The sequence below is a fragment of the Aeromonas sp. FDAARGOS 1418 genome, assembly GCF_019048585.1.
Lineage (GTDB): Bacteria > Pseudomonadota > Gammaproteobacteria > Enterobacterales > Aeromonadaceae > Aeromonas > Aeromonas caviae.
This window is the reverse complement of the sequence record NZ_CP077387.1, coordinates 650,956-676,748: the sequence shown is the minus strand read 5'-3', so window position 1 is coordinate 676,748 and position 25,793 is coordinate 650,956. Positions and strand designations below refer to the sequence as shown.

The 25,793-nt window shown below is 63.6% G+C and carries 24 protein-coding genes; 17 read left to right on the top strand and 7 right to left on the bottom strand.

The window, feature by feature from the left end; genetic code table 11:
* The first annotated feature begins 118 nt into the window (after positions 1 to 118).
* Positions 119 to 1,162 carry a glycosyltransferase family 9 protein gene (locus I6L48_RS03240; RefSeq protein ID WP_104452097.1) on the top strand — a complete coding sequence of 348 codons (1,044 nt, stop codon included), beginning with the start codon at positions 119 to 121 and terminating at the stop codon, positions 1,160 to 1,162.
* Between the two features lie 341 nt (positions 1,163 to 1,503).
* Here the strand turns inward: I6L48_RS03240 and I6L48_RS03235 are convergent, their stop codons facing one another.
* The gene (locus I6L48_RS03235) at positions 1,504 to 2,280 is read right to left on the bottom strand and encodes a glycosyltransferase family 2 protein (protein WP_010676108.1); all 777 of its coding nucleotides are present in this window, start codon (positions 2,278 to 2,280) and stop codon (positions 1,504 to 1,506) included.
* 339 nt (positions 2,281 to 2,619) lie between these two features.
* On the opposite strand from I6L48_RS03235, the gene waaF reads away from it, so the two are divergent.
* From waaF to I6L48_RS03220, 3 genes are all read left to right on the top strand, one after another.
* Complete coding sequence (gene waaF / locus I6L48_RS03230; protein WP_113069244.1) at positions 2,620 to 3,717, top strand: lipopolysaccharide heptosyltransferase II; 1,098 nt, start codon at positions 2,620 to 2,622, stop codon at positions 3,715 to 3,717.
* Between the two features lies 1 nt (position 3,718).
* On the top strand, positions 3,719 to 4,987 hold the full coding sequence (gene waaA, locus I6L48_RS03225) for a lipid IV(A) 3-deoxy-D-manno-octulosonic acid transferase (protein WP_216987772.1): 1,269 nt from the start codon (positions 3,719 to 3,721) through the stop codon (positions 4,985 to 4,987).
* Between the two features lie 111 nt (positions 4,988 to 5,098).
* Complete coding sequence (locus I6L48_RS03220) at positions 5,099 to 5,977, top strand: DMT family transporter (RefSeq protein WP_049636086.1); 879 nt, start codon at positions 5,099 to 5,101, stop codon at positions 5,975 to 5,977.
* 183 nt (positions 5,978 to 6,160) lie between these two features.
* On the opposite strand, the gene I6L48_RS03215 is transcribed toward I6L48_RS03220, so the two are convergent.
* The gene (locus I6L48_RS03215; RefSeq protein ID WP_216987771.1) at positions 6,161 to 7,024 is read right to left on the bottom strand and encodes a YicC/YloC family endoribonuclease; all 864 of its coding nucleotides are present in this window, start codon (positions 7,022 to 7,024) and stop codon (positions 6,161 to 6,163) included.
* 146 nt (positions 7,025 to 7,170) lie between these two features.
* Here I6L48_RS03215 and rph point away from each other — a divergent pair, with 146 nt between their 5' ends.
* The 9 genes from rph to I6L48_RS03170 all read left to right on the top strand — a co-directional run bounded on the left by rph (position 7,171) and on the right by I6L48_RS03170 (position 16,772).
* Positions 7,171 to 7,887 (top strand): ribonuclease PH, encoded by a 717-nt coding sequence (rph, locus tag I6L48_RS03210; protein WP_216987770.1) that lies wholly within the window; start codon positions 7,171 to 7,173, stop codon positions 7,885 to 7,887.
* Between the two features lie 75 nt (positions 7,888 to 7,962).
* On the top strand, positions 7,963 to 8,616 hold the full coding sequence (gene pyrE, locus I6L48_RS03205) for an orotate phosphoribosyltransferase (RefSeq protein ID WP_010676102.1): 654 nt from the start codon (positions 7,963 to 7,965) through the stop codon (positions 8,614 to 8,616).
* A 210-nt stretch (positions 8,617 to 8,826) separates the two neighbouring features.
* The gene (locus I6L48_RS03200) at positions 8,827 to 11,256 is read left to right on the top strand and encodes a heavy metal translocating P-type ATPase (protein WP_113069238.1); all 2,430 of its coding nucleotides are present in this window, start codon (positions 8,827 to 8,829) and stop codon (positions 11,254 to 11,256) included.
* Entirely contained in the window at positions 11,253 to 11,642 is a 390-nt protein-coding gene (cueR, locus tag I6L48_RS03195) for a Cu(I)-responsive transcriptional regulator (protein ID WP_010676100.1), read from the top strand. The genes I6L48_RS03200 and cueR overlap by 4 nt, the downstream gene beginning before the upstream one ends.
* 153 nt (positions 11,643 to 11,795) lie before the next feature.
* A complete protein-coding gene (locus I6L48_RS03190) occupies positions 11,796 to 12,950 on the top strand; it encodes a diguanylate cyclase (protein WP_039039690.1) in 1,155 nt (384 codons plus the stop codon).
* 30 nt (positions 12,951 to 12,980) lie between these two features.
* Positions 12,981 to 13,244, top strand: coding sequence for a YihD family protein (locus I6L48_RS03185; protein WP_010676098.1), 264 nt, complete (start codon positions 12,981 to 12,983; stop codon positions 13,242 to 13,244).
* Positions 13,245 to 13,441: 197 nt separating this feature from the next.
* Complete coding sequence (gene ccoG, locus I6L48_RS03180) at positions 13,442 to 14,890, top strand: cytochrome c oxidase accessory protein CcoG (RefSeq protein ID WP_010676097.1); 1,449 nt, start codon at positions 13,442 to 13,444, stop codon at positions 14,888 to 14,890.
* Between the two features lie 74 nt (positions 14,891 to 14,964).
* Positions 14,965 to 15,954, top strand: coding sequence for a serine/threonine protein kinase (locus I6L48_RS03175; protein ID WP_042016426.1), 990 nt, complete (start codon positions 14,965 to 14,967; stop codon positions 15,952 to 15,954).
* A gap of 209 nt (positions 15,955 to 16,163) precedes the next feature.
* Positions 16,164 to 16,772 carry a thiol:disulfide interchange protein DsbA/DsbL gene (locus tag I6L48_RS03170; protein ID WP_010676095.1) on the top strand — a complete coding sequence of 203 codons (609 nt, stop codon included), beginning with the start codon at positions 16,164 to 16,166 and terminating at the stop codon, positions 16,770 to 16,772.
* Between the two features lie 74 nt (positions 16,773 to 16,846).
* On the opposite strand, the gene pncB is transcribed toward I6L48_RS03170, so the two are convergent.
* Together pncB and I6L48_RS03160 are read right to left on the bottom strand one after the other, a co-directional pair.
* Complete coding sequence (gene pncB / locus I6L48_RS03165; RefSeq protein WP_216987769.1) at positions 16,847 to 18,025, bottom strand: nicotinate phosphoribosyltransferase; 1,179 nt, start codon at positions 18,023 to 18,025, stop codon at positions 16,847 to 16,849.
* 101 nt (positions 18,026 to 18,126) lie between these two features.
* A complete protein-coding gene (locus I6L48_RS03160; protein ID WP_216987768.1) occupies positions 18,127 to 18,762 on the bottom strand; it encodes a nicotinamidase in 636 nt (211 codons plus the stop codon).
* 74 nt (positions 18,763 to 18,836) lie between these two features.
* Here I6L48_RS03160 and I6L48_RS03155 point away from each other — a divergent pair, with 74 nt between their 5' ends.
* The gene (locus I6L48_RS03155; RefSeq protein ID WP_216987767.1) at positions 18,837 to 19,487 is read left to right on the top strand and encodes a DNA mismatch repair protein MutT; all 651 of its coding nucleotides are present in this window, start codon (positions 18,837 to 18,839) and stop codon (positions 19,485 to 19,487) included.
* 76 nt (positions 19,488 to 19,563) lie between these two features.
* Positions 19,564 to 20,049 carry a DUF523 domain-containing protein gene (locus I6L48_RS03150; protein WP_029314879.1) on the top strand — a complete coding sequence of 162 codons (486 nt, stop codon included), beginning with the start codon at positions 19,564 to 19,566 and terminating at the stop codon, positions 20,047 to 20,049.
* Here I6L48_RS03150 and I6L48_RS03145 read toward each other — a convergent pair.
* From I6L48_RS03145 to I6L48_RS03135, 3 genes are all read right to left on the bottom strand, one after another.
* Positions 19,995 to 20,951, bottom strand: a complete 957-nt coding sequence (locus I6L48_RS03145) for an acyltransferase (RefSeq protein WP_053287995.1) — start codon at positions 20,949 to 20,951, stop codon at positions 19,995 to 19,997. The two genes, I6L48_RS03150 and I6L48_RS03145, sit on opposite strands and share 55 nt — an antisense overlap.
* A 7-nt stretch (positions 20,952 to 20,958) precedes the next feature.
* Positions 20,959 to 21,858, bottom strand: a complete 900-nt coding sequence (locus I6L48_RS03140; protein WP_053287996.1) for an acyltransferase — start codon at positions 21,856 to 21,858, stop codon at positions 20,959 to 20,961.
* A 132-nt stretch (positions 21,859 to 21,990) separates the two neighbouring features.
* Positions 21,991 to 23,508, bottom strand: a complete 1,518-nt coding sequence (locus I6L48_RS03135; protein ID WP_042016430.1) for a YifB family Mg chelatase-like AAA ATPase — start codon at positions 23,506 to 23,508, stop codon at positions 21,991 to 21,993.
* 384 nt (positions 23,509 to 23,892) lie between these two features.
* Between I6L48_RS03135 and ilvG the strand changes: the two genes are divergently transcribed.
* The gene (ilvG, locus tag I6L48_RS03130) at positions 23,893 to 25,539 is read left to right on the top strand and encodes an acetolactate synthase 2 catalytic subunit (protein ID WP_113069236.1); all 1,647 of its coding nucleotides are present in this window, start codon (positions 23,893 to 23,895) and stop codon (positions 25,537 to 25,539) included.
* Positions 25,536 to 25,793 (top strand): acetolactate synthase 2 small subunit, encoded by a 258-nt coding sequence (gene ilvM, locus I6L48_RS03125; protein WP_010676086.1) that lies wholly within the window; start codon positions 25,536 to 25,538, stop codon positions 25,791 to 25,793. Before ilvG ends, ilvM begins: the two co-directional genes overlap by 4 nt.

The following is a 25,793-nucleotide window of genomic DNA, read 5'->3' as shown; positions in this document are numbered from 1 at the left end:
GTCGCACAAATCGGAGCCCCGTGGCGTCTTCGCTTGAGAATCGCCCTGCATCAGGCAAGAATACCCGCATCGCGCATCAAGCCTCCTTCGCTGGTGACAGGGAGCATAGGGATTTTTTATGAAACGTATTCTGGTAGTCCGCAATGACAAGATTGGTGACTTCATGCTGGCGTGGCCGAGCTTTGCCATGCTCAAGCGCTCCATGGAGTGTCATGTGACTGCCCTGGTTCCCGCCTACACGGCGCCCTTGGCCCGCCTCTGCCCCTGGATCGACGAGATCATCCTGGATCCGGGTGCCCGGGCCGACAAGGAGCAGCAACGCGCCCTGCTGGCGCGCATCAAGGCGGCCGCCTTCGATGCCTCCATCTGCCTCTTCTCCAACACCCGCAATGCCAAGCTGGTGTGGAAGGCGCATATTCCCTACCGGCTGGCCCCGGCCACCAAGCTGGCCCAGGTGCTCTACAACCAGCGCCTGGTGCAGCGCCGCTCCCGCTCCCAGAAGCCGGAGTACGAATACAACCTGGATCTGGTGCGCCGCTTCCTCGCCGATCAGCATCAGGCCGTGGTAGAGCCACAAGGACCCTACCTCGGCTTCGACCCCGAAAGCCTGCTGCAGGTGCGCGAGCAGGTTGCCGCCCGTCTCAGGCTCGACGCCAGCCGCCCCTGGCTGATGGTGCATGCGGGCAGCGGCGGCTCGGCCAACAACCTCTCCATCGAGCAGTACTCGCGCCTCATCATCAAGCTCAACCAGGCCTGTCCCGAGTTGCAGTGCGTGTTGACGGCAGGGCCGGGGGAGGAGGGGAAGGCGGAGCAGTTGGCGGCGGAACTGCTGGCCCATGGGGGCAACGGCTGGATCTATCGCTCCGACGAGGGGCTGCCGAAGTTCTGCCAGGTGATGGCCAACGCCGCCCTGTTCGTGGCGGGCAGCACTGGGCCCCTGCACATCGCCGCGGCCATGGACGTGCCGACCGTCGGTTTCTTCCCGGCACACCGTTCGGCGACGCCGCTGCGCTGGCGGCCGCTCAACGGCGAGGGGCGCCATCTGCCCTTCAGCCCGCCGGAAGACAGCGACCACCCGGAGGACATGAGCCAGCTCGATCCCAAGGCCATGGCGGCAGAGATCGCCCGCTGGGCGCCGCCCTTCTGGCGCGCCGAGCGCTGAGAGCGCACACAGAACATACAGACAGGGCCCCACGGGGCCCTGTCTTGTATGGGGATGCGCCCTGCTGGTAGACCGGCCTACCGGGCGTGGCTCCCATCAGCCCCCTTGACGGGCCTGCCCAGGCCCCGGGCAGGGGAAACCTGTCGGTATAAGCCGGAGTCGGGTCATGTTGCCAATATTCATGCATTTGGCTTATAGCGGCCAGTTTTCGTCCGTGGCGCCCGGGTTTGCGCCGTGAGCGGCCCCGCGAGGGCTGCGCCCGCTCCATGGCAATAGGGTTTGCCCCTTGTCCCGCTGGAACAAGGGGTGAGTGATTAATGCGATGTTTGAGGCGCGATGCCCTATTTCGGCTGCTGGGGCTGCTGGCGAACCCAGAGATCGGCGTATTTGACGAAGGTGGAGTGGGCGGAGAGGATGGCCAGCAGCAGGCCCTGCTTGCCGTCGAGGAAACCGGCCTTGAGCAGGTACATCTTGAGGAAGCAGCCGACGGCGTGGACCAGCCCCTGGCCGAGGGATCCCTTCTTGCCGCGGGCGGTGCGCTGATCGGCCCATGCGCGGGCATAGCCGGCGGATTTGACCAGGTAGTGTTCCAGATCCCGGTAGGTGTAGTGGAGGAGGTCGCCCTGCAGGTTGACGATCTTCATGTTGGCGCGCACCTCCACCTTCTCGTGTACCAGCGCCTCGTTGTAGCCGGTCAGCGCCTTGGGGTAGAGGCGCAGCACCCGATCCGGGTACCAGCCGCTGTGGCGGATGAAGCGGCCGAACACCCAGGAGAGGCGCGGGATGGAGTAGATGGTGTCGCTGGCCGGGTTGGCCATGACCCCCTGGATGGCTTCCCTGAGTTCCGGGGTGAGCCGCTCGTCCGCGTCCAGCCACAGCACCCATTCCGACTGGACATGGGACTGGGCGAGGCGGCGCTGACGGCCGAAACCGGGCCAGGTGGTGTTGACGAAGAAGCGGGCGCCAAATTCGGCGGCGATGGCCGGGGTGTCATCCTGACTGCCGGAGTCGAGAATGACGATTTCATCCGCCAGGCCTTCGAGGGAGGCGAGGCAGGCGCGCAGGTTGTCGGCTTCGTTCTTGACGATCAGGACGGCCGCCAGGGTCGGTTTTTTCACAGGCAAGGGACTCTTGTTGGCACCCGGCGGGCGGGTCATGCTCGGATTGGCGCCCATTCTAGCCTAAAACCCCGCGCGGGGCATGACCCGAGGGCCCGGTGGGCCCGCTTTTGAATGCGGGGGAAGGAGGATCTCTGCTACCCGGCAGTCGGTGGCCCAGGGCACGCCGTGTCCGGGTCGAAGAGGGCCTCAGGAGGGATGCGCGGGGGAGCAGATCCTGCCAGGGAGGCGTTTTGCGGGAGCAGACGGGTATCTTCTGTTATTTCTTCGGCCTTTCTTGGGGCATAATCTCGCCCAGTAATGATCAACAGCCGGGCCAGTCCCGAGAGAAGACGCGCGATGAAGATATTGGTGATCGGCCCCTCCTGGGTCGGCGACATGGTGATGTCCCAGAGCCTCTACAAGGCGCTCAAGAGCAACCACCCGGGCAGCGAGCTCCATGTGATGGCGCCGGCCTGGTGCGTGGCGCTGCTGGAGCGTATGCCCGAGGTGGACAAGGCCATCCCCATGCCGCTTGGCCACGGTGACTTCAAGCTGGGGGCGCGCCGCCGCCTCGGCAAGCAGCTGGCCACGGAGCAGTACGATCAGGCCATCATCCAGCCCAACTCCATGAAGTCGGCCCTCATCCCCTGGTTTGCCAGGATCCCGGTGCGCACCGGCTGGAAGGGAGAGCACCGCTTCGGCCTGCTCAACGACATGCGCAGCAACAAGCAAGCCTTCCCGCTGATGGTGGAAGGCTATGTGGCTCTGGCCTATCCCAAGGGGCAGATGAAGAGTCGGGACGACATTCCCGCTATTCCCCATCCCTCCCTGCACGTGGATCTCATCAACCAGGGCAAGGCGCTGGAGCGGCTCGGCCTGAATCGTGCCCGCCCCGTGCTGGTACTCTGTCCGGGGGCCGAGTTCGGCCCGGCCAAACGCTGGCCGGAAGGGCACTACGCCGTGGTGGCGCAAAAGCACCTCGACGAGGGGTGGCAGGTGTGGATCTTCGGTTCGGGCAAGGACGTGGACGTGGCCAACACCATCCGCGATCGGATCAACCCCCTGTCGCGCCCCAACTGCCACGTGCTGGCGGGCAAGACCAGCCTGCACGAGGCGATCGACCTGATGGCCCTGGCCGGTCGGGTCATCGCCAACGACTCGGGCCTGATGCACGTGGCGGCCGCCCTCAACCGGCCGCTGATCGGCGTCTACGGCTCCACCTCGCCCCTCTATACCCCACCGCTGGCGGACAGGGTCGAGATCGTCCACACCGACATCGAGTGCCGCCCCTGCTTCAAGCGCACCTGCAAGTTCGGCCACCTCAAGTGCCTGATCGAGCTGATGCCGGAACAGGTCATCGAGGCGGGAAATCGGCTGGAGCGTGGTGAAACGGCAGATCTGACCATAGTGCGGCAGCCGGTGGAATCCTCTGCTGCTGAACCAGGTAATAGCTAGCATGATCTACCGGTTGCTCTACAACCTGCTGATCCACCTGGGGTTGCCCCTGGCGCTGCTGGCGCTCTACAAGCCCAAAAAAGGCAAGCCCGGCTTCGGGGCGCGCTGGGCCGAGCATCTGGGACGATTGCCGCCGACCGGACAGGAGGCTCCCCTCTGGATCCATGCGGTGAGCGTGGGGGAGACCCTGGCCATCACCCCCTTCATCCGCGCCCTCAAGGCCGAGCGCCCCGAGCTGCCCATCCTGCTCACCACCACCACCCGCACCGGCGCCGAACAGGCAGCCAAGCTCGGGGATCTCGTGGTGCATCGCTATGCGCCTCTCGACTACCCCTGGGCCGTCTCGGCGTTTCTGAGCACCGTCAAGCCCCGCGCCCTCTGGGTGATGGAGACCGAGCTGTGGCCGAACTGGCTGGCGGCCTGCGAGGCACGCCACCTGCCGGTGACCATCCTCAATGCCCGCCTCTCGGAGCGATCCTGTCAGCGCTATGGTCGCTTCCAGGGTGCCTTCGATGCCCTGAGCCGCCCGCTGACCCACCTGCTGTGCCAGCATCAGGACGATGCGGATCGCTTCCATCGACTGGGGATAGGGCGCAACCGGCTGGCGGTGACCGGCTCCATCAAGTTCGACATCCAGTTTGGCGACGAGGTGCAGGCCAGGGGCCGTGCCCTGCGCCAGCAACTGGGGGAGGCACGACCTGTCTGGATCGCCGCCAGTACCCACCAGGGGGAAGACGAGCAGGTGCTGGCCGCCTTCGATCGGGTGCTCAAGGCCCATCCCTCCGCCCTGCTGATCCTGGTGCCGCGCCATCCCGAGCGTTTCGATCGGGTGGCCGAGCTGTGCGCCCCCTACGGTTGCGTGCGGCGCACGGCGGGCAGTGCGGTCGGCGAGAGCGACAAGATCTACCTGGGTGACACCATGGGCGAGCTGCCGCTGATGCTGGCGGCGGCGGATCTCGCCTTTGTCGGTGGCAGCCTGGTGCCCGTGGGCGGTCACAACCTGCTGGAACCGGCGGCGCTGGGCAAACCCTGCTTGACCGGCCCCATCTATTTCAACTTCAGCGACATCACCCGCCAGCTGGTGGCCCAGGGTGGCGCGGCCGTGGTGGCGGACGCCGAGGCGCTCGGCCACCGGGTGAGTACCCTGCTCGGCGATGCCCCTGCCCGCCGCGAGATGGGGGAGCAGGCCCGCGCCGTGGTGCTGCGCAATCAGGGGGCGCTGGCGCGCACCCTCTCCCATTGCCTCGCCAGCCTGGAAAGTGACGACTGAGGCGGGGCGGCGTGGTGGCCGCCCCGCCAGCATGTCTGCCAAACCCCGGGAGACAATCCGCGCCTCTTTCCTTTATGCTCTGCCCTTTGCCCCTGACCCTGTGATGCTCCGATGAACCGCGCTCCCCTGCTGTTGATGATACTGGTCACCCTGCTGGCCGCCGCTGGCTGGCTCTTCTCGAAAGAGGCGATTCGCGAACTGCCCACCGCCGCCTTTATCGGCAGCCGCTTCCTGCTGGCCGCCCTGCTGCTGTTGCCGCTCGCCTGGTTGCGCGAGCCGCCCCCCAGTGGCTCACAACTGCTGCGTGCCGCCGGGTGCGGCACCTTGCTCGGGGCCAGCCTGCTGTTCTGGGTTACCGCCATCAGCCAGAGCGATGCGCTCGGCAGTGGCGCCTTCATCATGAGCGTGGCCACCCTGATGGCGCCGCTCGCCGCCTGGGCCGCCTTCAAGGCCAGACCCGGGCGCCACTACTGGCTGACTCTGCCCGTGGCCGTCGCGGGTCTGCTGCTGCTCTCCAGCAGCACCCACTGGGGCGTGTCGCTCTCCCTGTTCTGGTTTCTGGCGGCGGCCGCCACTCTGGGGGTCCAGCTCGCGGTGCACCGCCACTTCGCCCAGTCCATTCCCCCTACCTGGCTCACCTGCATCCAGTTGGCGGTGACCGGACTGCTCGGCACCCTGCTCTCCCTGCTGACCGAGCAGTGGCCCGCCAGCATCGGCACTGGCATCTGGGGCTGGTTTGCGGCCAGCGTCCTGATCGCCACCACTCTGCGTTACTGGCTGCTCACCCACGCCCTGAGCCGGATGACCACGGCCCATGCCGCCCTGCTGATGCTGCTCGAACCGGTCTGGACTCTTATCCTGAGCACCCTCTTCTATGACGAACCCCTGGGCCCCGCCAAGCTGGCTGGTGCCGGCCTGGTGCTGGGTGCTCTGGTGCTCTACCAGCTCCCCCTGCTGCTGCGCAGCCGAAGGCTGAAGTCACCGGTCTAGCCTGCGCGGGTGGGGGATGCATAGAAAAGAAGGAGAGGGTCTGCATGGCAGACCCTCTTTGCGTGATGGTACATGTCGGGCTCCCTTTGCTCGGGGCTGCCATCAGTCAGGCGGCTGAGCGCTGCGGGAAACGAGCATAAAAAAGCCCCCGGGTGGCGGGGGCTGGTGCATCGATGAGGGAGATCACTCGATGTTCTGGATCTGCTCGCGCATCTGCTCGATGAGGACCTTCAGCTCGACGGCGGACTGGGTCACCTCGGCGTTGATGGACTTGGAGCCAAGCGTGTTCGACTCGCGGTTGAACTCCTGCATCATGAAGTCGAGGCGACGGCCGCAGGCGCCACCCTTCTTCATGATCTTGTTGGTCTCGCTGATGTGCATCTCCAGACGATCCAGCTCTTCGGCCACGTCGATCTTCTGGGCCAGCAGCACGATCTCCTGCTCGATGCGGGCCGGATCCAGCTCCACCTTGGCTTCGGCCAGCCGGTCGGTGAGTTTCTGGCGCTGCCACTCGATGATCTGCGGCAGGTGCACGCGCACCTTCTTCACTTCTACCTGAATGCCGGCCAGACGCTGCTCGATCAGGGCCTTGAGGTTGGCCCCTTCGCTGGCACGGGAAGCGAGGAAATCTTCCATGGTCAGGTCAAACCCGCCCAGCAGCTCGGTGGCGACCACGTCCATGTCCTGCTCGGCGGCAGCCATGACCCCCGGCCAGCGCAGCACGTCCACCGGATTGAGCTGACCCTGGCCCGCCTCTTTCATCACCCAGTTGGCGCTCTCGATGATGAGTTTGGCCAGTTCTTCATTGATGTGCAGCTGGCTGGCGGCGGCCTGGGCGGCCTCGAAGCGCAGGTTGCACTCCACCTTGCCGCGCTGCAGCTTGGCCCGGAAGCGCTCACGCAGAACCGGCTCCAGGCTGCGCAGTTGTTCCGGCAGGCGAATGTAGGTCTCCAGATAGCGCTGGTTGACCGAACGAATTTCCCAAACGGCTGTGCCCCAGTCGCCCTTGAGTTCCTTGCGGGCGTAGGCGGTCATGCTGTGAATCATTGATTGTTCCGGGCTTGATGAAGTGTGCGGCCAGTATACTCAGCCAGGCCTGCTCCGTCAGCCGACGAGGTGGTTTTAGCGGCTGATATTTGAGTAGCGATCGCTTATACTCCTGCGCCAATTCAGCCAGCCCAGAGGTCAGTCCCATGTCCCGTCCCAGCGATCGCAGCGCCGCCCAGGTGCGTCCGGTAACCATCACCCGCCACTTCACCAAGCATGCTGAAGGGTCCGTGCTGGTGGAATTCGGCCACACCCGTGTGCTCTGCACCGCCAGCGTCGACACCAGCGTGCCGCGCTTCCTCAAAGGCAAGGGGCAGGGGTGGGTCACTGCCGAGTACGGCATGCTGCCGCGCTCCACCCACTCCCGGATGAACCGCGAAGCGGCCTCCGGCAAGCAGAGCGGCCGCACCCTGGAGATCTCCCGTCTGATCGCCCGCTCCCTGCGCGCGGCGGTAGACTTGAGCGCTCTGGGCGAGCACACCATTACCGTTGACTGCGACGTGTTGCAAGCCGACGGAGGTACCCGTACCGCCGCCATCACCGGTGCCTGTGTGGCGCTGGTGGATGCGCTGAACTGGATGGTGGAGAAGGGGCTGATCAAACAGAGCCCGTTCAAGCAGATGATCGCGGCCGTCTCCGTCGGTATGTATGAAGGGGAAGCCATCTGCGATCTGGAGTACATCGAAGACTCCGCCGCCGAGACTGACATGAACGTGGTGATGACCGAAGATGGTCGCATCATCGAGGTGCAGGGCACCGCGGAGGCCGAACCCTTCACCCACGAGGAGCTGCTGGCCATGCTGGCCCTCGCCAAGGGCGGTATTGCCGACATCATTGCGCTGCAGAAGCAGTCACTTGCATGATTTTAAAAACGCGGCATTGACCGCGTTTTTTTATACCCCCACACAAGTAAACGACAAGCCAAGCAAGGAGCCAGAATGAAAGCCTACCAGCGTCAATTTATCGAGTTCGCCCTGGAGAAACAGGTCCTCAAATTCGGTGAATTTACCCTGAAATCCGGTCGTAAAAGCCCCTACTTCTTCAACGCCGGCCTGTTCAACAGCGGCCGCGATCTGGCCCGTCTCGGCCGCTTCTATGCTGCCGCCCTGATGGATGCCGGCATCGAATTCGACGTGCTGTTTGGCCCGGCCTACAAGGGGATCCCCATCGCCTCAGCCACCGCGGTGCAGCTGGTGGAGCAGCACGACGTGGACGTGCCCTGGTGCTTCAACCGCAAGGAGGCCAAGGATCACGGCGAGGGTGGCAATCTGGTGGGCAGCCCGCTCAAGGGGCGCATCATGCTGGTGGACGATGTCATCACTGCCGGCACCGCCATCCGCGAATCCATGGATCTGATCCAGGCCAACGGCGCCTCCCTGGCTGGCGTGCTGATCGCGCTGGACCGTCAGGAGAAGGGCAAGGGCGAGCTCTCCGCCATTCAGGAAGTGGAGCGTGACTACGGTGCCCACATCATCGCCATCATCCAGATGAGCGACTTGATCCAGTATCTGGAAGAGAAGCAGGCCGAACAGCCGGAGCTGGCCGCGCAACTGGCCGCCATGAAGGCGTATCGCGCCCAGTACGGTATTTGACGACCCGGTTTCCCCCTCATCCCCGGCCCTTCTCCCGCGAGTGGAGAAGGGAGCAGATCGGCATGCAGCCGATCCCGTCAACGGCGCCCAACGGCGCCGTTTTTATTTTCACAAAAAGTCGGTGTGCTCACTTGAGCTTGCCCTTGCAGTAAAGGTTAAGGTTTGGTCGTCGGCGCGGGTTTCGGCCGACGGGTTCCGGGGAGGAACAACATGACCACTCATCTTCAATCACCCATTCATCTGCAGTTGCCGCTCAGCGGCATGAGCTGCGCCAACTGCGCCGGCCGCATCACGACCGCCCTCAACAAGCTCGACGGGGTATCGGCCACCGTCAACTTCGCGCTGGAGCAGGCGGCCATCGAGCTGACCAGCCCCGACCGTCTGCCGGCGGTACTGGAGAGCATCCAGGCGCAGGGTTATGACTACGGCAGTGAGACCATCCTGTTTCAAATCACCGGTATGACCTGTGCCGGTTGCTCGGCCCGCCTGAACAAGATGCTGGCGGCGCTGCCCGGCGTCATCTCCGCCGACGTCAACTTCTCCATCGAGCAGGCTCGTATCGTGCTGGTTCCCGGGATGCAGACGCCCGCTGGCCTGCGCGAGCAGATCGAGGCCCTCGGCTTCGGCGCCCAGCTGGCACAAGGCTCGGCCAGCGGCCGCCGCCAGCAGTTGCTGGAGCGGGAAGCGCAGGAGGCCGCCACTGCCCGTCAGGCGCAAACCCGGGTCATCGTCTCGGCGCTGCTGACCCTGCCGCTGCTGGCGGGCATGCTGGCCATGGCCGGTCTGCTGCCCTGGCATCTGCCTGCCTGGCTGGAGCTGGTGCTCGCCACCCCGGTGCAGTTCTGGATCGGGGCCCGCTTCTATCGCGGTGCCTGGCTCGCCATCAAGAACCGCTCCGCCAACATGGATGTGCTGGTGGCGACCGGTACCAGCGCGGCCTACTTCTACAGCCTCTATCTGCTGCTGACCCTGGGGATGGCCGCCAGCGGCCAGCTCTATTTCGAGGCGAGCGCCATCATCATCACCCTGATCTCCCTCGGCAAGTTGCTGGAGGCACGGGCCAGGCGCAGCACCCAGTCCGCCATTCGCGAACTGATGGCGCTGCGGCCGGAAACCGCCACCGTCTGGCGCGGCGAGAGCTGGCAGAGCGTGGCCATCGACGAGGTGCTGCGCGGCGATCGGCTGCGGGTGCTGGTGGGTGAGCGGGTGCCGGTGGACGGCAGAATCGCGAGCGGCGCCAGCGAGCTGGACGAGTCGATCCTCACCGGGGAGAGCCTGCCGGTGCCGCGCGGTGAGGGCGACAAGGTGCTGGGCGGTGCCATCAACCGCTCCGGTGTGCTGGAAATTGAAGCCACTACGGTGGGGGAGGACTCCAGCCTCAGCAAGATCATCGCACTGGTGGAGAACGCCCAGATGGGCAAGGCGCCGCTGCAACAGCTGGTAGACAAGGTCTCCGCCGTGTTCGTGCCGGTGGTGATGGCCATCGCCCTATTCACCCTGCTGGTGTGGTACGCCATCAGCAACGACTTCGGTCAGGCGCTGCTGGCGGCGGTGGCCGTGCTGGTGATCGCCTGTCCCTGTTCGTTGGGGCTGGCCACACCAGCGGCCATTGTCACCGGTACCGGGGTGGCGGCGCGCCACGGCATTCTGATCAAAGATGTCGATACCCTGCAGAAGGCCCACGCCATCAAGGCGCTCATCTTCGACAAGACAGGTACGCTCACTCAGGGCAGGCCCATGCTGGCGAGCTGGAGCGGCAACGACGAGCAGTTGCGCCTCGCTGCCGCTTTGCAGCAGGCGAGCGAACACCCGCTGGCGCTGGCCATGCGCGAGGCGGTCGACAAGGAGACTACGCTGCCCCAGCCGGAGGCGGTGGAGGTGCGGGTCGGTGCCGGTATTGTCGGTCAGGTCGCCGGTCATACGGTCGCCATCGGCAATGGCTCTTTGCTGGCCCAGCTCGGCATTGAGGTGCCCGCGCAGGATAAACAGCCTGCCGACGGCGCGACCCGGGTCTGGGTGGCCATCGACGGCGTGGTGGCTGGCATTGCGGCGCTGGCCGATACCCTGCGCCCGGAGAGTCCGGATGCCATCGCCACCCTGCGCCAGCGCGGCATCGCCAGCTGGCTGGTGAGCGGTGATGCGCCGGCGCCGGTGGCCCATATCGCCGCCAAGCTGGGGCTGGACGGGGCCTTTGACTCCGTGCTGCCAGCCGGCAAGGTGGAAAAAGTCGAGGCGCTGCGGGCGCAAACCAGCGGGCTGGTCGCCATGGTGGGGGACGGGGTGAACGACGCTCCTGCGCTGGCGGCGGCGGATGTCGGTATCGCCATGGGCTCCGGCTCCGACGTGGCGATGGAGACCGCCTCCATCACCCTGATGCGATCTGACCCGCGGCTGGTGGCCGATGCCATCGACATCTCGGCGGCCACCTGGCGCACCATCCAGCAGAACCTGTTCTGGGCCTTCGTGTTCAACATCATCGGCATTCCGCTGGCGGCACTGGGTTACCTCAGCCCGGAACTGGCGGGGGCGGCCATGGCCCTGAGCAGCATCACCGTCTTGAGCAATTCCCTGTTATTGAAGCGCTGGCAGCCCCGGGCGGGCAGCCTGCGTGCATCTGAATCCCAAAGGAGTCATTCATGAACATCAGCAAGGTCGCCAAGGCCACCGGCCTGACCGCCAAGACCATCCGCTACTACGAGAGCATCGGCCTCATCTCGTCGCCTGTGCGCAGCGACAACGGGTATCGCAGTTATACGGATGCCTCCCTGCGGGAGCTGCGCTTCGTCAAGCGGGCGCGGGAGACCGGCTTCAATCTGGAGGAGTGTCAGGAGCTGCTGGCGCTCTATCGGGACGAGCACAGAACCAGTGCCCAGGTGAAGAAGCTGGCCCAGGAGAAAATCGTCGATCTGCGCTCCCGCATCGCCGGTTTGCAAGCCATGCTCAGCGCCCTCGAGGAGGTGGTGAGCTGCTGTCACGGAGATGCGAATCCCCAGTGCCCCATCCTCGACGAGCTGGAGAAAGGGTGAGGGAGGGTTGCGCCATTCGACCCTGCAGAAAAGGGTCTGTCGGGGCCTGTGCGGGAGGGGACGCGCTGAGTGGCAGCTTAATAGCGGTCGATTGATTGTTGAGCAGGAAAGGGGAGTGTTAAACTGTGCGGCTCTTGTACAGGGAGTACCCAGTTGACACAGAGTGTGAAATATCAGGTGCGGCGGGCCATCATGGTCCAGCTCTATACCCACGCCTCCTTCAGCCTGCCTTGCCTGGGGCTGCTGGCGATCAGCTGGAGCCTGCTGTTCCACGATTACCTGCCGGCCAGCGAGTCGCTGGGCTGGCTCGGTCTGGTCCTGTTGCTGTTGCTGGGGCGCTGGTGGCATTTGCGCTGGCGCCAGCCCAGGCTGGCGGAGCTTCCGCTGCCGGTGCTCGAGCGCGAACTCTTTGTCGGGGTGACCATCACCTCCATCGTCTGGGCACTGGGCGTGCTGCTCTATATGGACAAGCTGCCCGACACCTATCGTGCCGCCATGATGATGCTCTCCAGCCTGATCCTGACCGGCAGCGCCATCATGCTGTTCGGCAGCCGTCGTACCCTCTATGGGGCCGTGCTGCCCCTCGGGTTTGCCATGTTGTTCGAGCTCAGTGGCGGCAACACCCAGGAGCGTATCGTCTCCTGCATGCTGGCGGGGTATCTGTTCGTCTTTCTGCCGACCCTGCTGCGGCGCCTGCGGCGGGATCAGGTGGCCTCTCTCTACCACAGTTTTTCCAATGCGGATCTGGTGGCCGAGCTGAAGGCGGTCTCCGAGCACCTCAAGCTCACGTCCCGCCTCGACGGTCTGACCGGCATCGCCAACCGGGCCCATCTCGACGACTCCCTGGCGCGCGCCTGGCGTCGCTGCCACCGTGCCAGGGCGCCTCTCTCTCTGGTGCTGGTGGATGTGGACTACTTCAAGCAGTTCAATGATCACTATGGTCACCAGGTGGGGGACCAGTGCCTGCAACAGGTGGCGAGCCTGCTGGCCGAAGTGCTGCGGCGGGAAGACGATCTCGCTGCCCGTTACGGCGGAGAGGAGTTCGCCCTGCTGCTGCCCTGCACCACCTTGCAGGGGGCCATGCAGATCGCCGAGCAGGTGCGTACCTCGTTGCGAGCCCTCGGCATTCCCCACCACAAATCCCGGGTCTCGGGGCGGGTCAGTTGCAGCTTCGGGGTGGCGACCCTGGTGCCGGATCAGCATCACTCCATTGCCGAGCTCATCCAGAAAGCGGATGCGGCGCTCTATCAGGCCAAGCATAATGGCCGGGATCGTATCGAAGTAGCCTTGATGGGTAAGGTTGCCTGAGTTTCACAAGACAGATTAAAGAGGTCGTCTATGCAATGTCATCGTATCGAAGAGCTGCTGGAACTGCTGCAGCCTGCCTGGATCAAGGAGCAGGATCTCAGCCTGGTGCAGTTTGTTGCCAAACTGGCCGAGGAGGCGGGATTTGACGGTCCGCTGTCCGCACTGACCGACGACATGCTGATCTACCACCTCAAGATGCGGGAATCCGACAAGCAGGCGATGATCCCGGGGCTGGCCAAGGATCACGTGCCCGACTTCAAGGAAGCCCTGCTCAAGGCACGCGGCATCAAGTAATCCGGGCGTCATATCGCCATCAGAGAAAGGTTTCAAGAGAATCTGTGAAAAGGCGCATAGTCAACTGGCTATGGGCCTTTTTTGTTGCCTGAAATTGCGACGGGACTCGAACTATAGATACATTTAACCCACACAATTAGCATGTTGTTTAAGATATAATCGCTTTCATAACAATATGAGTGGAGCGATGTGTTGCAATGGCCGACAAGGACAAGATCGACATCAAGGATGTGACCGGTGACGTCACCGGGACCTTCAATCCCAACACCTTCAAGGCGGGAGATGACAGGTTCAACCCCGGCAACCGCATCTATGTCCGCTCCCAGACCGGCTACTGGCAGCGGGTGCGCAAGGCCATGGGCTGGTTCTTCGTCGCGCTCTTTGTCCTCCTGCCCTGGCTGCGTTATGACGGCCGTCAGGCGGTGCTGTTCGATCTGGAGCACCAGCAGTTCCATATCTTCGGTGCCACCATCTGGCCGCAGGATCTCACCCTGCTGGCCTGGGTCTTCATGATCGCGGCCTTCGCCCTCTTCTTTGTGACCACCTTCCTGGGTCGGGTCTGGTGCGGCTACCTCTGTCCCCAGACGGTGTGGACCTTCCTGTTCATCTGGTTCGAGGAGAAGCTGGAAGGGGCCGCCAACAAGCGTCGCAAGCTGGATGCGGCGCCCTGGAGCGGCGAGAAGCTGGCCCGGAAGGGCGCCAAGCACCTGGCCTGGATCCTGCTGTCGCTGGGCACGGGGCTGACCTTCGTCGCCTACTTCCAGGATGTCTTCCACCTGGTGCCCGATTTCTTCACCCTGCAGGCGGGAGGCTGGGTCATCTTCTGGGTGCTGTTCTTTGCCGCCTGCACCTATGGCAACGCCGGCTGGATGCGCGCCATCATGTGTATCCACATGTGCCCCTATGCCCGCTTCCAGTCCGCCATGTTCGACAAGGACACCTACATCGTCGGCTATGACAGCCAGCGTGGCGAGACCCGCGGCGCCCGTGGTCGCAAGGCCGATCCCAAGGCTCTGGGGCTGGGGGACTGCATCGACTGCGACCTCTGCGTGCAGGTCTGCCCGACCGGTATCGACATCCGTGACGGTCTGCAGTACGAGTGCATCAACTGCGGCGCCTGTGTCGACGCCTGCGACCAGACCATGGAGCGGATGGGGTATCCGAAAGGGCTCATCAGTTACACCACCGAGCACAAGCTGGCCCACAGTGAAACCCAGGTGGCGCGGCCCAAGCTGATTGGCTATGGCCTGGTGATGGTCGTCATGCTGGGGGTCTTCGTCTATAACGCCATGTCCATCATGCCCATGGGGCTCGACATCCTGCGGGATCGCAACCAGCTGTTCCGGGAAAACAGTGAAGGGCTCATCGAGAACACCTATACCCTGAAGATCCTCAACAAGACCCTGAACTCCCAGACCTACCGGCTGGACGTGGAAGGGCTGCCGGAGTACCAGTGGTTCGGACCCCGCGAGGTGACCCTGAAGGCGGGCGAGATCTATACCCTGCCGGTGAGTCTGGCGGTGGATCCCTTCAACCTGAAGCGCCCCACTCTGGACGTCCAGTTCGTGCTCAAGCGGGAAGGCGCGGCGCCGGACGACAGCAAGGGGACCTTGCGCCAACCGAGCAAGTTTATCAGCAGGTTGTGACGGCAAGGCGCACCGCCATGCACGGAAACGGCAGACAGTGGTGATAGAATGGGGCGCAACAGCGCCCCTTTTCTATGGTGGATGACATGCGTTTCAACTATTCCGACCTCAATCCCGATCTCATCATGGATGCCATCGATCTCAGCGGCTTGCGCATCGACTCCGGCCTTATCGAGCTCAACAGTTACGAGAACCGCGTCTATCAGTTCCAGGATGAGGATCGCCGTCGCTACGTGGTGAAGTTCTACCGCCCCGGTCGCTGGAGCCGGGCCCAGATCCTGGAAGAGCACGCGTTTGCTGCTCGCCTCTGTGAAACTGAGATCCCGGTCGCCGCTCCCATTGCCTTTGCCGGCGAGACCCTGCTGGAGCATCAGGGCTACCCGTTTGCCATCTGGCAGAGCGTCGGGGGGCGTCAGTTCGAGGTGGACAACCTGGACCAGCTGGAGTGGGTGGGGCGTTACCTCGGTCGCATCCACAGCGTCGGTGCCAGCCATGCCTTTCATCACCGGGTTCCGCTGGATGTGGAGAGCATGCTGCACGAGCCGCGTCAGTTGCTGGCGGCAGGCGAGTGGTTGCCGAGCGGGCTGGCCAAGTCCTTCTTCGGGGTGCTGGACGAGCTGATCCGGCACGTATGCGACGCCATGACCCTGGATGTGGCGCGCATCTCCCTGCATGGGGACTGCCACCCGGGCAACATCCTGTGGCGTGACGGCCCCCTGTTTGTCGACCTCGACGATTGCCGCACCGGCCCTGCCATCCAGGATCTCTGGATGATGCTGAACGGGGAGCGTCATGAGCAGCAGATCCAGCTCGATACCCTGCTGGCTGGGTATGAGGAGTTCATGGAGTTCGACCCGCGGGAGCTGGCGCTCATCGAGCCGCTGCGCGCCATGCGCATCGTCCACTACATGGCCTGGCTGGCAAGACGCTGGGAAGATCCCGCCTTCCCCCGCCACTTCTCCTGGTTCAACACCGAACACTACTGGCGCCAGCAGATTGCGACCCTGCATGATCAGCTCGAGGCATTGAAGGCCCCGCCGCTCAGCCTGATGCCGCAGTGGTAGGGGCGCGAACCCGGCAGATCGCCACGCCACGGGGCGTCCGTTGGTGGTGTCGCCCGCACCATTGCCACAGCGGCAAGGTGCCCGTGGGAGGCGGGATGGCGGTCCCGCCTGTCTGCCTTTGCCATTGACGGCACGAGGGGGAGGCAATAGGCTTGGACTGCTTCGGTTCGCCGGGCGTGCCTCACAGTGATCCCTTAACAGGAAACGTCATGAAAAAAGTACTATTTTTCCTCGCTGCCATGCTGATGATCCCCATGGTTCACGCCGCCCCGCAATTCAAGGAAGGTGTCAACTATGACGTGGTCAGCCAGACCGGCAGCGCCCAGCCGGAAGTGATGGAGTTCTTCTCCTATTTCTGCCCGCACTGCGCCAAGTTCGAGCCGATTGCCGAGGATCTGAAGAAGAGCCTGCCGGAAGGCGTGCCGATGAAGAAGAACCCGGTGGCCTTCCTGGGCCGTGAAATGGGCCCCGAGATGCAGCGTGCCTACGCCGTCGCCAATCTGCTGAACGTGGAAGGCAAGCTGACCCCGGCCATCTTCGACAAGATCCACACCCAGCGCCAGATCCCCCAGAGCCGCGCCGACGTGAAGCAGGTTTTCGTGGACAATGGCGTGCCGGCCGAGGAGTTCGACGGTGCCGTCGACAGCTTCGCCGTCTCCGGCATGGTCTCCCAGTTCGATCGCAACACCGAGAGCTACAATGTGCGCGGTGTGCCGGCCTTCCTGGTCAACGGCAAATACATGGTGAAGATTGAATCCATCACTTCCCAGGAGCAGTTCAACCAGCTGGTGAAATTCCTGCTGGCCAAGAAGGACTGATCATTCCTGAGTCGATACAAAAGCCCGCCGGTGCAAACCGGCGGGCTTTTTGTTTGGCATCTCGCGGGCCTGACTCAGACCCCGACGTGGAAGGCCTGCTTGAGGTTGCGAATGAAGTCCGCATCCCGGCAGAGGGTCTTGCCCGGGCTGTCGGAGATCTTGGCGACCGGGCCGCCGTTGCACTCCATCAGCTTGAACACGATGTTCATCGGGCTGACGCCGGGCAGATCGCAGGTGAGCTTGGTGCCGATGCCGAAGCTGGTGTTGATGCGGCCGCGGAAGTGGCGCAGCAGCTCGACGGCCTTGTCGAGGTTGAGCCCGTCGGAGAAGACTAGCGTCTTCTCGGCAGGATCGATGCCGAGCCGCTGATAGTGGCTGATGGCCTTCTCGCCCCACACCACGGGATCACCGGAGTCGTGGCGCAGCCCCTGGTAGCGGCTCGCCAGCTCGAAGCCGAAGTCACGCAGGAAGGCATCCATGGTGATGCAGTCGGTGAGCGCGATACCGAGGTGGTTGGTGAATTCGTCCAGCCAGCTGGTGAGGGCGGCGCGCTGGCTGAGCTCCAGCGGGAAGCCGAGCTGCTGGTGGGCCTGGAACCACTCGTGGGCCTGGGTGCCCACCGCGGGCAACTGGTACTTCTGGGCCAGCAGGTAGTTGCTGGTGCCGCGAAACGCCGGCAGCCGCTCCTTGAGGCGACCCACCACGGCGTCTTGTACCGCGAGGGAGAAGCGGCGACGGGTGCCGAAGTCGATGAGGTTGAACTCGCTCATCTCCTCCCGGCTCAGCTCCCGTTCCAGCTTGTCGATCTTCTGATCGAGCCGCTCCAGTGCCTGGCTGACGCCGAACTGGGGATAGCGGAAGCGGTTACGCATCTCGCTGATAATGGCGAGCACCGGGATCTCCCACAGGATCACGTCCTGCCAGGGGCCTTCGACCCGCACATTGATGCGGCCATCCTGCTCGAACACCTTGAGCAGGGAGGCGTCCAGCGGCTTGCGGCGCAGGTGGTCCAGGTAGTCAGGCGTGAAGAAGGGGCGTTCGGCCAGAAAGTCGAGTTCGGACCGGGTCAGGCGCAGGGAGCCGGCGAGGCGCAGTTGTTCCTCGATCTGGCCCATCATGGGCAGCAGGTCTTCTTCGTTGCGGCTGTGGAACTCGGCGACGACGTCGGCATCCGGATAGCGATGGAACACCGCCTGCTGCATGTGCAGCTTGTAGGCATCGGTGTCGAGCAGGCTGTGGAGGATGGGAGGCATATCAGGCTCCTGTGATGAGTGCTGCGCGGGCAACGCACTCTGGCTGCATCTGTGACGGGTGGGCGCCGGTGTCGGGTGGGCAGTGGAAAATGGAAGGCATATCAGGCATCCAGCAGGCGTTGAATGTCGGCCAGGGTCTGGGCCAGCTCGGCGCCGGCCTCGAGCATCCGGGTGCGGGCCTGGTCGATTGTCTCGGGGGCGATGCCGCGGCAGGCGTCGAGGTGGACGATGACCCGGAAACCGGCGCGACGCAGTTGCAGCACGCTGGTTTTGACGCAGTAGTCGGTGGCGAGGCCGCCGACCAGCACGGTAGTGACGCTGCGGGCGTGCAGAAACTCGATGAGCCCGGTGCTGCGCAGTTCCGCCAGGTCGTGATAGCAGACGCCATAGGGATGCAGGTCCGGCTCGACCCCCTTCCAGACGAAGAAGTCGTAGTCGATGGGGGCGGGCAGGCCGTCGAGCAGCTCGAACCCAGGGGTGCCGGGCACGCAGTGGGCCGGCCAGGTGAGATCGGCATTCGCCAGAGCAAGGGGTTGCAACATGGCGCCGGGTTCGGTCACCACCCAGGGGGCGTTCGCGGGGTGGGCATCCTTGCTGCCGGTTCGCAGGGTGGCGAGGGCAGCCTGGGCATTGAGCGCCGCCACTATGGTATCCCCGCCAGCGACGGGCAGCTCGTTCGGGCAGAGGGGGGTGAATCCCTTCTGCGCATCAATATCCAGGCTGGCGATGATTCCCATGGATGGCTCCTTCACATAATATTCTTGTGATATTATCTACCAAACATTATTAGAAGGCGAGCAGGTCGACCAGGATGCCGAGAATGAGTCTGGATATGGTGGTGCTGCGGTTGCGCGAGGAGCGGCTCGAGCTGCTTCTCGAGACCCGGGATCGCCCCCCCTTTGCCCACTGCTGGCAGTTGCCGGCCCTGCGCATCGACGAGACCCGGGATCGGGATCTGGACGCGGCTCGCCATCGCCTGCTGGCAGAGTGGGGGCTGGAGCACTGCTACAGCGAGCAGGTCTGTACCCTCGGCAACCTGGAGCGGGATCCCCGCGGCTGGTCCACCACCCTCGTCTATCTCTGTCTGGCGGATCCCGATGGGGGGGCGGTGCGCGGTGGCTGGCATCCTCTGGACGATCTGCCCGGCCTGCAACTCGCCTTCGATCACGGCAAGCTGGTCGCCATGGGGCTGGAGCGGCTGCGCATCAAGAGCCGTTACAGCACCCTGCCGCTGCATCTGCTGGGGGCAGAATTCACCCTCTCCGAGGTGCAACGGGCGTTCGAGATCGTCCTGCAGACCCCCATGAACACGGCCGCATTTCGCAAGCGGCTCCACCGTGCCGACATCCTGGTGGACACAGGGCGCAAGCGCACCGGCAAGCAACGTCCCGCCATCCTCTATCGGCTGGAGACCCCCTGCTGCGTCATGTTCGATCAGGTGATGCACGGTGCGGAAGCATAAGCCGATGTCTGCGAAAGCCGGATTGTCACCCCATAGCGGGTCTGGCGCACTGGCACCTCACACAGGAAGTGAAAGCATGGGAGAGACGGGAATGCACAAGGTGCTGGTGAGCGCCTGTCTGCTGGGGCAGCCAGTGCGTTACGACGGCCAGAGCAAGGGGATTGTCAGCGACTGGCTGCAGGCGCTGGGAGCCGAGGGGCGGGCACTGGCCTTCTGCCCCGAGGTGGCGGGTGGCCTGCCGACGCCACGCCCCCCTGCCGAGCGCCAGGGGGAGCGGGTGGTTACCGAAAGCGGGCTGGATGTGACGGCCGAGTTCGATCGGGGCGCCGCCCTTGCGCTGGCCCTCTGTCAGCAGCAGGACATTCGCTTCGCCCTTCTGAAGGAGGGGAGCCCCTCCTGCGGCAGCGGTCGCATCTACAATGGCCGCTTCGAAGGGGTTTCACTGGCGGGAGAGGGCAAGACCACGGCTTTGCTGCGCCGCCATGGCATCGCGGTGTTCAGCGAGGATCAGCTGCCCGAGCTGGCCTCGGCGCTCGCCTTGGCTGCCTGCGGATCGGTCTGAGCCGCCGCATCGGCCGCCTGCCACTGCGCCAGCATGTCGTCTTTTTCCTTCCAGCGTGCGTTCAGCCACTCCTGGAAACCGCGTTTGAACTGCTTGTCGTTGAAGTAATCCCCCACCAGTTGCTCGTCCACCGGCAGCTCCTCGATCCGCACCCGGATGCGCTTCATCTTCCCCATCAGGAAATCCTTGAAGGGGGTGTCGGGGTTGTCCGGGTAGCTGATGGTGACGTTGATCAGGCTGTCGAACTGATCGCCCATGGCTGCCAGGGTGAAGGCGAGTCCTGCCGCCTTGGGGGGCATGAGATGGCGATAGCGGGAGCGGGCGGCCTCGCGCTTCTGATCGGTGAAGCGGGTCCCCTCCACAAAGTTGATGACGGTGGTGGGAATGTGGCGAAACTTCTCGCAGGCGTTGCGGGTGGTCTCGATATCCTTGCCCCGCAGATGCGGATTTCTTAACAGAAACTCTCTCGAATAGCGGCGCATAAAGGGCATGTCCAGCCCCCAGCACGCGAGCCCCAGCAGCGGGATGTAAATGAGCTCGTGCTTCATGAAGAACTTGGGCACCGGCAGACGATTGCGAAACAGGTGGCCGAGCACCACGATATCGGTCCAGCTCATGTGGTTGCTGATAATGAGATACCAGCCATCCTTGCGCAGCCGGGTATTGTCCTCAATCTGCCAGTCGATGCGGGTAGTGAGGCGGATCACCAGGGCGTTGCAACCGAGCCACAGGCCCATGAAGCGATTGTTGAGCCGGCTGCAGGCGCGACCAAAGGCCGGCACGGGCAGCAGCAGTTTGGCCAGAGAAACCAGCAGGATCAGGCTGGCACACAGGGCGGTAAACAGTATGGTCAGGCCGGCGCTGATGAACAGCACCAGGGGGCCCGGGAGCAGGTTTGGCATGAGTGTCTTACTGCGTCTTGTCCGCCAGCAGCTTATCCAGGGTCTGGTCCTTCTCGTGCCAGATCCCGTTCAACCACTGTTGAAACTCTTGTTGGAACTCGGGGTCATTGAAGTAATCCCCCACCAGATTGCATTCGATCGGCAGAAAGCGGACCCGAACCTTGATCTCCTTGACCCGACCGCACATGAAGTCCCAGTAGCTGGGGACGCCGCCGGGATAGGCGATGGTCACATCCACCAGCTTGTGCAGTTGATCCCCCATGGCCGCCAGGGTGAAGGCGATGCCCCCTGCTCTCGGGTGCAGCAGATGACGATAGGGTGCCCCTTGCCTGTCGTGCTTGCCGATGGTGAAGCGGGTCCCTTCCACGAAGTTCATCACACTCACCGGCATATGGCGGAAACGGGCACACGCCTGGCGCGTGGTCTCTATGTCTTTTCCCTTCAGATGCGGCTTCTTTTCCAGCAACTTGCGCGAATATCGCCGCATGAAGGGGAAATCCAGCGCCCACCAGGCCAGGCCGAGAAAAGGTACCCAAATCAGTTCTTTCTTGAGGAAAAACTTCAGGAAGGGGATTTTTTGATTAAAAATCCGCTGCAATACCAGTATGTCGACCCAGGATTGGTGGTTGGCAATCACCATATACCACTCATTCCGGCGCCCTTTGTCCACTCCGACCACATCGAAAGGGGTGTTGATGATGGTTTTCTGGATCAGATTGTTAAAACCTATCCAGTGGGTGGCGCAGCCGTCCAGGAGGGTGTTGCAGAGACGTCGCGCCCCCTTGAAGGGCAGCAGCAGCTTGATGAGGCCAAGCAGCAGGACGGGGACAAACCAGAACAGGGTGTTGATGAAATAGAGCAGGGTCGAGAGGCTGCCGCGCAGTCGCTCTATCAGCTTGTTGAGCATGGTGAAATCCGTCTTCGTATCGGTGGATGGCAACCAAGTGGTCAGATCTGTTGCCATAATATCAGCCGGCCCACGACTAGACCATGGTGGCGCCCTTTCCGGGTCGGGAGGTGGCTGCTGCCGTTCCCCCGCTCACTGGCCCCCGCGCAGCCGTGACAACAGCCTGTCCATGGCACGATAGCCCAGGGCTTCGATCAGATGCGCTCTCTCGATGGTGGCGTGTCCCGCCAGATCGGCGATGGTGCGCGATACCCGCAGGATGCGGTGCCAGGCCCGGATGCTGAGCCCCAGCTTCTGGATGGCACCTTCCAGAAACTCGGCATCCTGTGGCGATAATCTGCAAACATCTTCGATTTCACGACTATCCAGCAGGTTGTTGAGTTTTCCGCTGCGACTCAGCATGCGCTCTCGCGCCCCCAGCACCCGTTCGCGTATCTGCTGGCTCGATTCCCCCCGCTCCGCCTTGCCGGTCAGGCTCCCCCTGGGCAAGAGCGGGACCTCTACCGTCAGATCGAACCGGTCGAGAAAGGGGCCGGAGAGCTTGCCCAGATAGCGCAGGATCTGATCCGGGCTGGAGCGGGTCTGGCCGTCGCCATAATGGCCGCAGGGGCTGGGATTCATGGCACCCACCAGCTGGAAGCGGGCGGGAAAATCCACCTGGCGGGCGGCACGACTGATGGTGATGTGCCCGGTTTCCAGCGGCTCGCGCAGGGAGTCGAGCACCTTGCGCTCGAACTCCGGCAGTTCATCCAGAAACAGTACCCCGTTGTGGGCGAGGGAAATTTCGCCAGGCCTGGGATGGGTACCCCCGCCCACCAGCGCCACCGCCGAGGCGCTGTGATGGGGCGTGCGATACGGCCTGTGGTGCCAGTGGCCGGCGCGGGGGGTGAGGCCGCCGATGGAGTGAATGGCGGCGGTCTGCTGCGCCTCCTGTTCGCTCAGCGGTGGCAGAATGCCGGGCAGACGGCTGGCCAGCATGCTCTTGCCGGTGCCGGGGGGGCCGATGAACAGCAGGTTGTGGCTGCCAGCTGCGGCGATCTCCAGCGCCCGCTTCGCCTGGGACTGACCGATCACATCCTGCAGATCCGGCACGTCGGGCAGGATCTCCGCGCTCTGGGGTTCCGGCAGCGGCAGTTCGTACTGGCCCGCCAGCCAGGCGGTGACCGCCAGCAGCTGGTGGGCGGTGCGCACCTCGGCATCCTGTATGAGGGAAGCCTCCGGACCGTTCTCCCGTGGGACCAGCAGGGTGCGCCCCGCGTCGCGGCAGGCGAGCACCGAGGGGAGCACCCCAAGTACGGGGCGGATCTCGCCCGTCAGGGCCAATTCCCCTAAAAATTCGTGATCGAGCAGGTATTTTGCGGGTATCTGCTTGGATGCGGCGAGAATGCCGATAGCGATGGCCAGGTCGAAGCGGCCCCCCTCTTTGGGCAGATCCGCAGGGGCCAGGTTGACCGTGATGTGCTTGGCCGGAAATTCGAAATTGCCGTTGAGCAGGGCGCTGCGCACCCGATCCCGCGACTCTTTCACCGAGGTTTCCGGCAACCCCACCATGTTGAAGGCGGGCAGGCCGTTGGAGAGGTGCACCTCCACCGTGACTTGCGGCGCCGCTATCCCCAGGCTGGCACGGCTATAAACAACAGCTAATGACATAAATACCGTCCTTGGTTTGATGTATATGCTGGTTAACCGTTTTTTATTAGTTTTTTGTTCCAGTTGTCAGGTTTCAGAGCAGTTAAAATCAGAGTCTTGTCAGGTAAAAAGTGCTTGCCCAATAAAAATCACCGTGCTAGTTCTAATAGCCATTCGCGGCAAGCTCCGCTCCCATTTCACAGGATTTCCGGTTGTAACTATGAACATGGCCTCCCGTTTCGTCAGCATTATTGTGGTCCTAGTGGTGATTATTATCTCACCGCTCGGGGCTCGTTTGGCTGCACGGAACAAGGGATAGACCCACCACCGGACAGAACGAAACAAGCGACCCCCGAGCCTCACGGCCCGGGGGTTTTTTTTCGACCAAAGGACAGGATTTTCCACATGAACGGCGCGCAGTTTTTGGTACAGGCTCTCAAGAAACAGGGTGTGACCCAGGTGTTTGGTTACCCGGGCGGAGCCATCATGCCGGTCTACGACGCCCTGTATGACGGTGGCCTGGCCCATCAGCTCTGCCGCCACGAGCAGGGTGCCGCCATGGCTGCAGTGGGTTATGCCCGCGCTTCCGGTCAGGTGGGGGTCTGCATCGCTACCTCTGGCCCCGGCGCCACCAACCTGGTCACCGGCCTCGCGGAGGCACTGCTCGACTCTGTACCGCTGGTGGCCATCAGTGGCCAGGTGCCCTGCGCCGCCGTCGGTACCGATGCCTTTCAGGAAGTGGACGTGCTCGGCATGTCCCTTTCCTGCACCAAGCACTCCTTCATGGTGACGGACCCGGCGGATCTGGGACGGGTCATTGCCGAAGCCTTTGCCATCGCCACCGAAGGGCGTCCGGGCCCCGTGCTCATCGACCTGCCCAAGGATGTGCAACTGGCCGCCGTTCCCTCTCAAAGCCCGCTGTTTGCCGTGGAGGAACCCGACCCCCTGAATCCGGCCGAACTGACGGTCGCCCGTACCCTGCTGGCCGGTGCCGAGCGTCCGGTACTCTACGTCGGCGGCGGGGTGGGCATGGCCAATGCCGAGCAGCAGCTGCGCGACTTTGCCGCCACCACGGGGATGCCGGCGGTCACCACCCTCAAGGGGATAGGTGCCCTCGACCCCGACAGCCCCGTTTATCTGGGCATGCTCGGCATGCACGGTACCAAGGCCGCCAACCTGGCGGTGCAGCAGTGCGATCTGCTGGTGGTGGTAGGCGCCCGTTTCGATGATCGGGTGACCGGCAAGCTGGAAGAGTTTGCCCCCGAGGCGAAGGTGATCCACCTGGATGTGGACGCCGCCGAGTTCGGCAAGCGCCGCGCCGCCGATGTGGGCATCACCACGGATCTCAAGCGTGTGCTGCCCGCCCTGGCGATGACGCTGACCCTCGACCCCTGGCGCGAGCACTGCGCCACCATGGCGCGGGAATACGCCTTCCGCTACGACCATCCGGGTCAGGCCATCTACGCCCCGTCCCTGCTCAAAGAGCTTTCAAGCCAGCTGCCTGACACCAGCGTGGTGGCTTGTGACGTGGGTCAGCACCAGATGTGGGTGGCCCAGCACATGCGTTTCACCAGCCCGCGCAACCACCTGTCCAGTGCCGGCCTCGGCACCATGGGCTTCGGCCTGCCCGCCGCCATCGGCGCCAAGATGTCGCGCCCCGATGACGAGGTGGTGCTGGTGAGTGGCGACGGCTCCTTCATGATGAACGTGCAGGAGCTCGGCACCATCCGCCGCGCCCGGCTCAAGGTGAAGATGGTGCTGCTGGACAACCAGCGCCTCGGCATGGTGCGCCAATGGCAGGAGCTGTTCTTCGACGGTCGCTACAGCGAGACCAATCTGTCCGACAACCCCGATTTCGTCGCCCTGGCTGCCGCCTTCGGCATTCCCGGCGAGACCATCACATGCAAGGAAGAGATAGGTCCGGCACTGGATCGCCTGCTGGCGAGCGAGAGTGCCTATCTGCTGCATGTGGCTATTTCAGAGGAAGAAAATGTCTGGCCCCTGGTTCCGCCAGGAGTCGCCAACCACAAGATGATGGAGCAACGCCCATGAACCAGCTCAATACCAGTACCCTGGAAATCCATGCCCAACCCAGACCCGAAGTGATGGAACGGGTGCTGCGGGTGGTCCGTCACCGCGGTTTCAATCTCTGCGCCCTCAACATGGAGCAGGATTGCCAACAGCTGCGGATCACGGTTACTGTCGAATCGGTACGTCCCATCCAGCAGTTGTGGAGCCAGCTGGTGAAGCTGGTGGATGTCTCCCGGGTCGATGCACTGGAACAGCAACCCCGGATCAGAGCTTAA

Coding starts and splice junctions, on each gene's coding strand:
- I6L48_RS03240 (WP_104452097.1), top strand. CDS start 119: ATGAAACGTATTCTGGTAGTCCGCAATGACAAGATTGGTGACTTCATG.
- waaF (WP_113069244.1), top strand. CDS start 2,620: ATGAAGATATTGGTGATCGGCCCCTCCTGGGTCGGCGACATGGTGATG.
- waaA (WP_216987772.1), top strand. CDS start 3,719: ATGATCTACCGGTTGCTCTACAACCTGCTGATCCACCTGGGGTTGCCC.
- I6L48_RS03220 (WP_049636086.1), top strand. CDS start 5,099: ATGAACCGCGCTCCCCTGCTGTTGATGATACTGGTCACCCTGCTGGCC.
- I6L48_RS03215 (WP_216987771.1), bottom strand. CDS start 7,024: ATGATTCACAGCATGACCGCCTACGCCCGCAAGGAACTCAAGGGCGAC.
- rph (WP_216987770.1), top strand. CDS start 7,171: ATGTCCCGTCCCAGCGATCGCAGCGCCGCCCAGGTGCGTCCGGTAACC.
- pyrE (WP_010676102.1), top strand. CDS start 7,963: ATGAAAGCCTACCAGCGTCAATTTATCGAGTTCGCCCTGGAGAAACAG.
- I6L48_RS03200 (WP_113069238.1), top strand. CDS start 8,827: ATGACCACTCATCTTCAATCACCCATTCATCTGCAGTTGCCGCTCAGC.
- cueR (WP_010676100.1), top strand. CDS start 11,253: ATGAACATCAGCAAGGTCGCCAAGGCCACCGGCCTGACCGCCAAGACC.
- I6L48_RS03185 (WP_010676098.1), top strand. CDS start 12,981: ATGCAATGTCATCGTATCGAAGAGCTGCTGGAACTGCTGCAGCCTGCC.
- ccoG (WP_010676097.1), top strand. CDS start 13,442: ATGGCCGACAAGGACAAGATCGACATCAAGGATGTGACCGGTGACGTC.
- I6L48_RS03175 (WP_042016426.1), top strand. CDS start 14,965: ATGGTGGATGACATGCGTTTCAACTATTCCGACCTCAATCCCGATCTC.
- I6L48_RS03170 (WP_010676095.1), top strand. CDS start 16,164: ATGAAAAAAGTACTATTTTTCCTCGCTGCCATGCTGATGATCCCCATG.
- pncB (WP_216987769.1), bottom strand. CDS start 18,025: ATGCCTCCCATCCTCCACAGCCTGCTCGACACCGATGCCTACAAGCTG.
- I6L48_RS03160 (WP_216987768.1), bottom strand. CDS start 18,762: ATGGGAATCATCGCCAGCCTGGATATTGATGCGCAGAAGGGATTCACC.
- I6L48_RS03155 (WP_216987767.1), top strand. CDS start 18,837: ATGCCGAGAATGAGTCTGGATATGGTGGTGCTGCGGTTGCGCGAGGAG.
- I6L48_RS03150 (WP_029314879.1), top strand. CDS start 19,564: ATGGGAGAGACGGGAATGCACAAGGTGCTGGTGAGCGCCTGTCTGCTG.
- I6L48_RS03145 (WP_053287995.1), bottom strand. CDS start 20,951: ATGCCAAACCTGCTCCCGGGCCCCCTGGTGCTGTTCATCAGCGCCGGC.
- I6L48_RS03140 (WP_053287996.1), bottom strand. CDS start 21,858: ATGCTCAACAAGCTGATAGAGCGACTGCGCGGCAGCCTCTCGACCCTG.
- I6L48_RS03135 (WP_042016430.1), bottom strand. CDS start 23,508: ATGTCATTAGCTGTTGTTTATAGCCGTGCCAGCCTGGGGATAGCGGCG.
- ilvG (WP_113069236.1), top strand. CDS start 23,893: ATGAACGGCGCGCAGTTTTTGGTACAGGCTCTCAAGAAACAGGGTGTG.
- ilvM (WP_010676086.1), top strand. CDS start 25,536: ATGAACCAGCTCAATACCAGTACCCTGGAAATCCATGCCCAACCCAGA.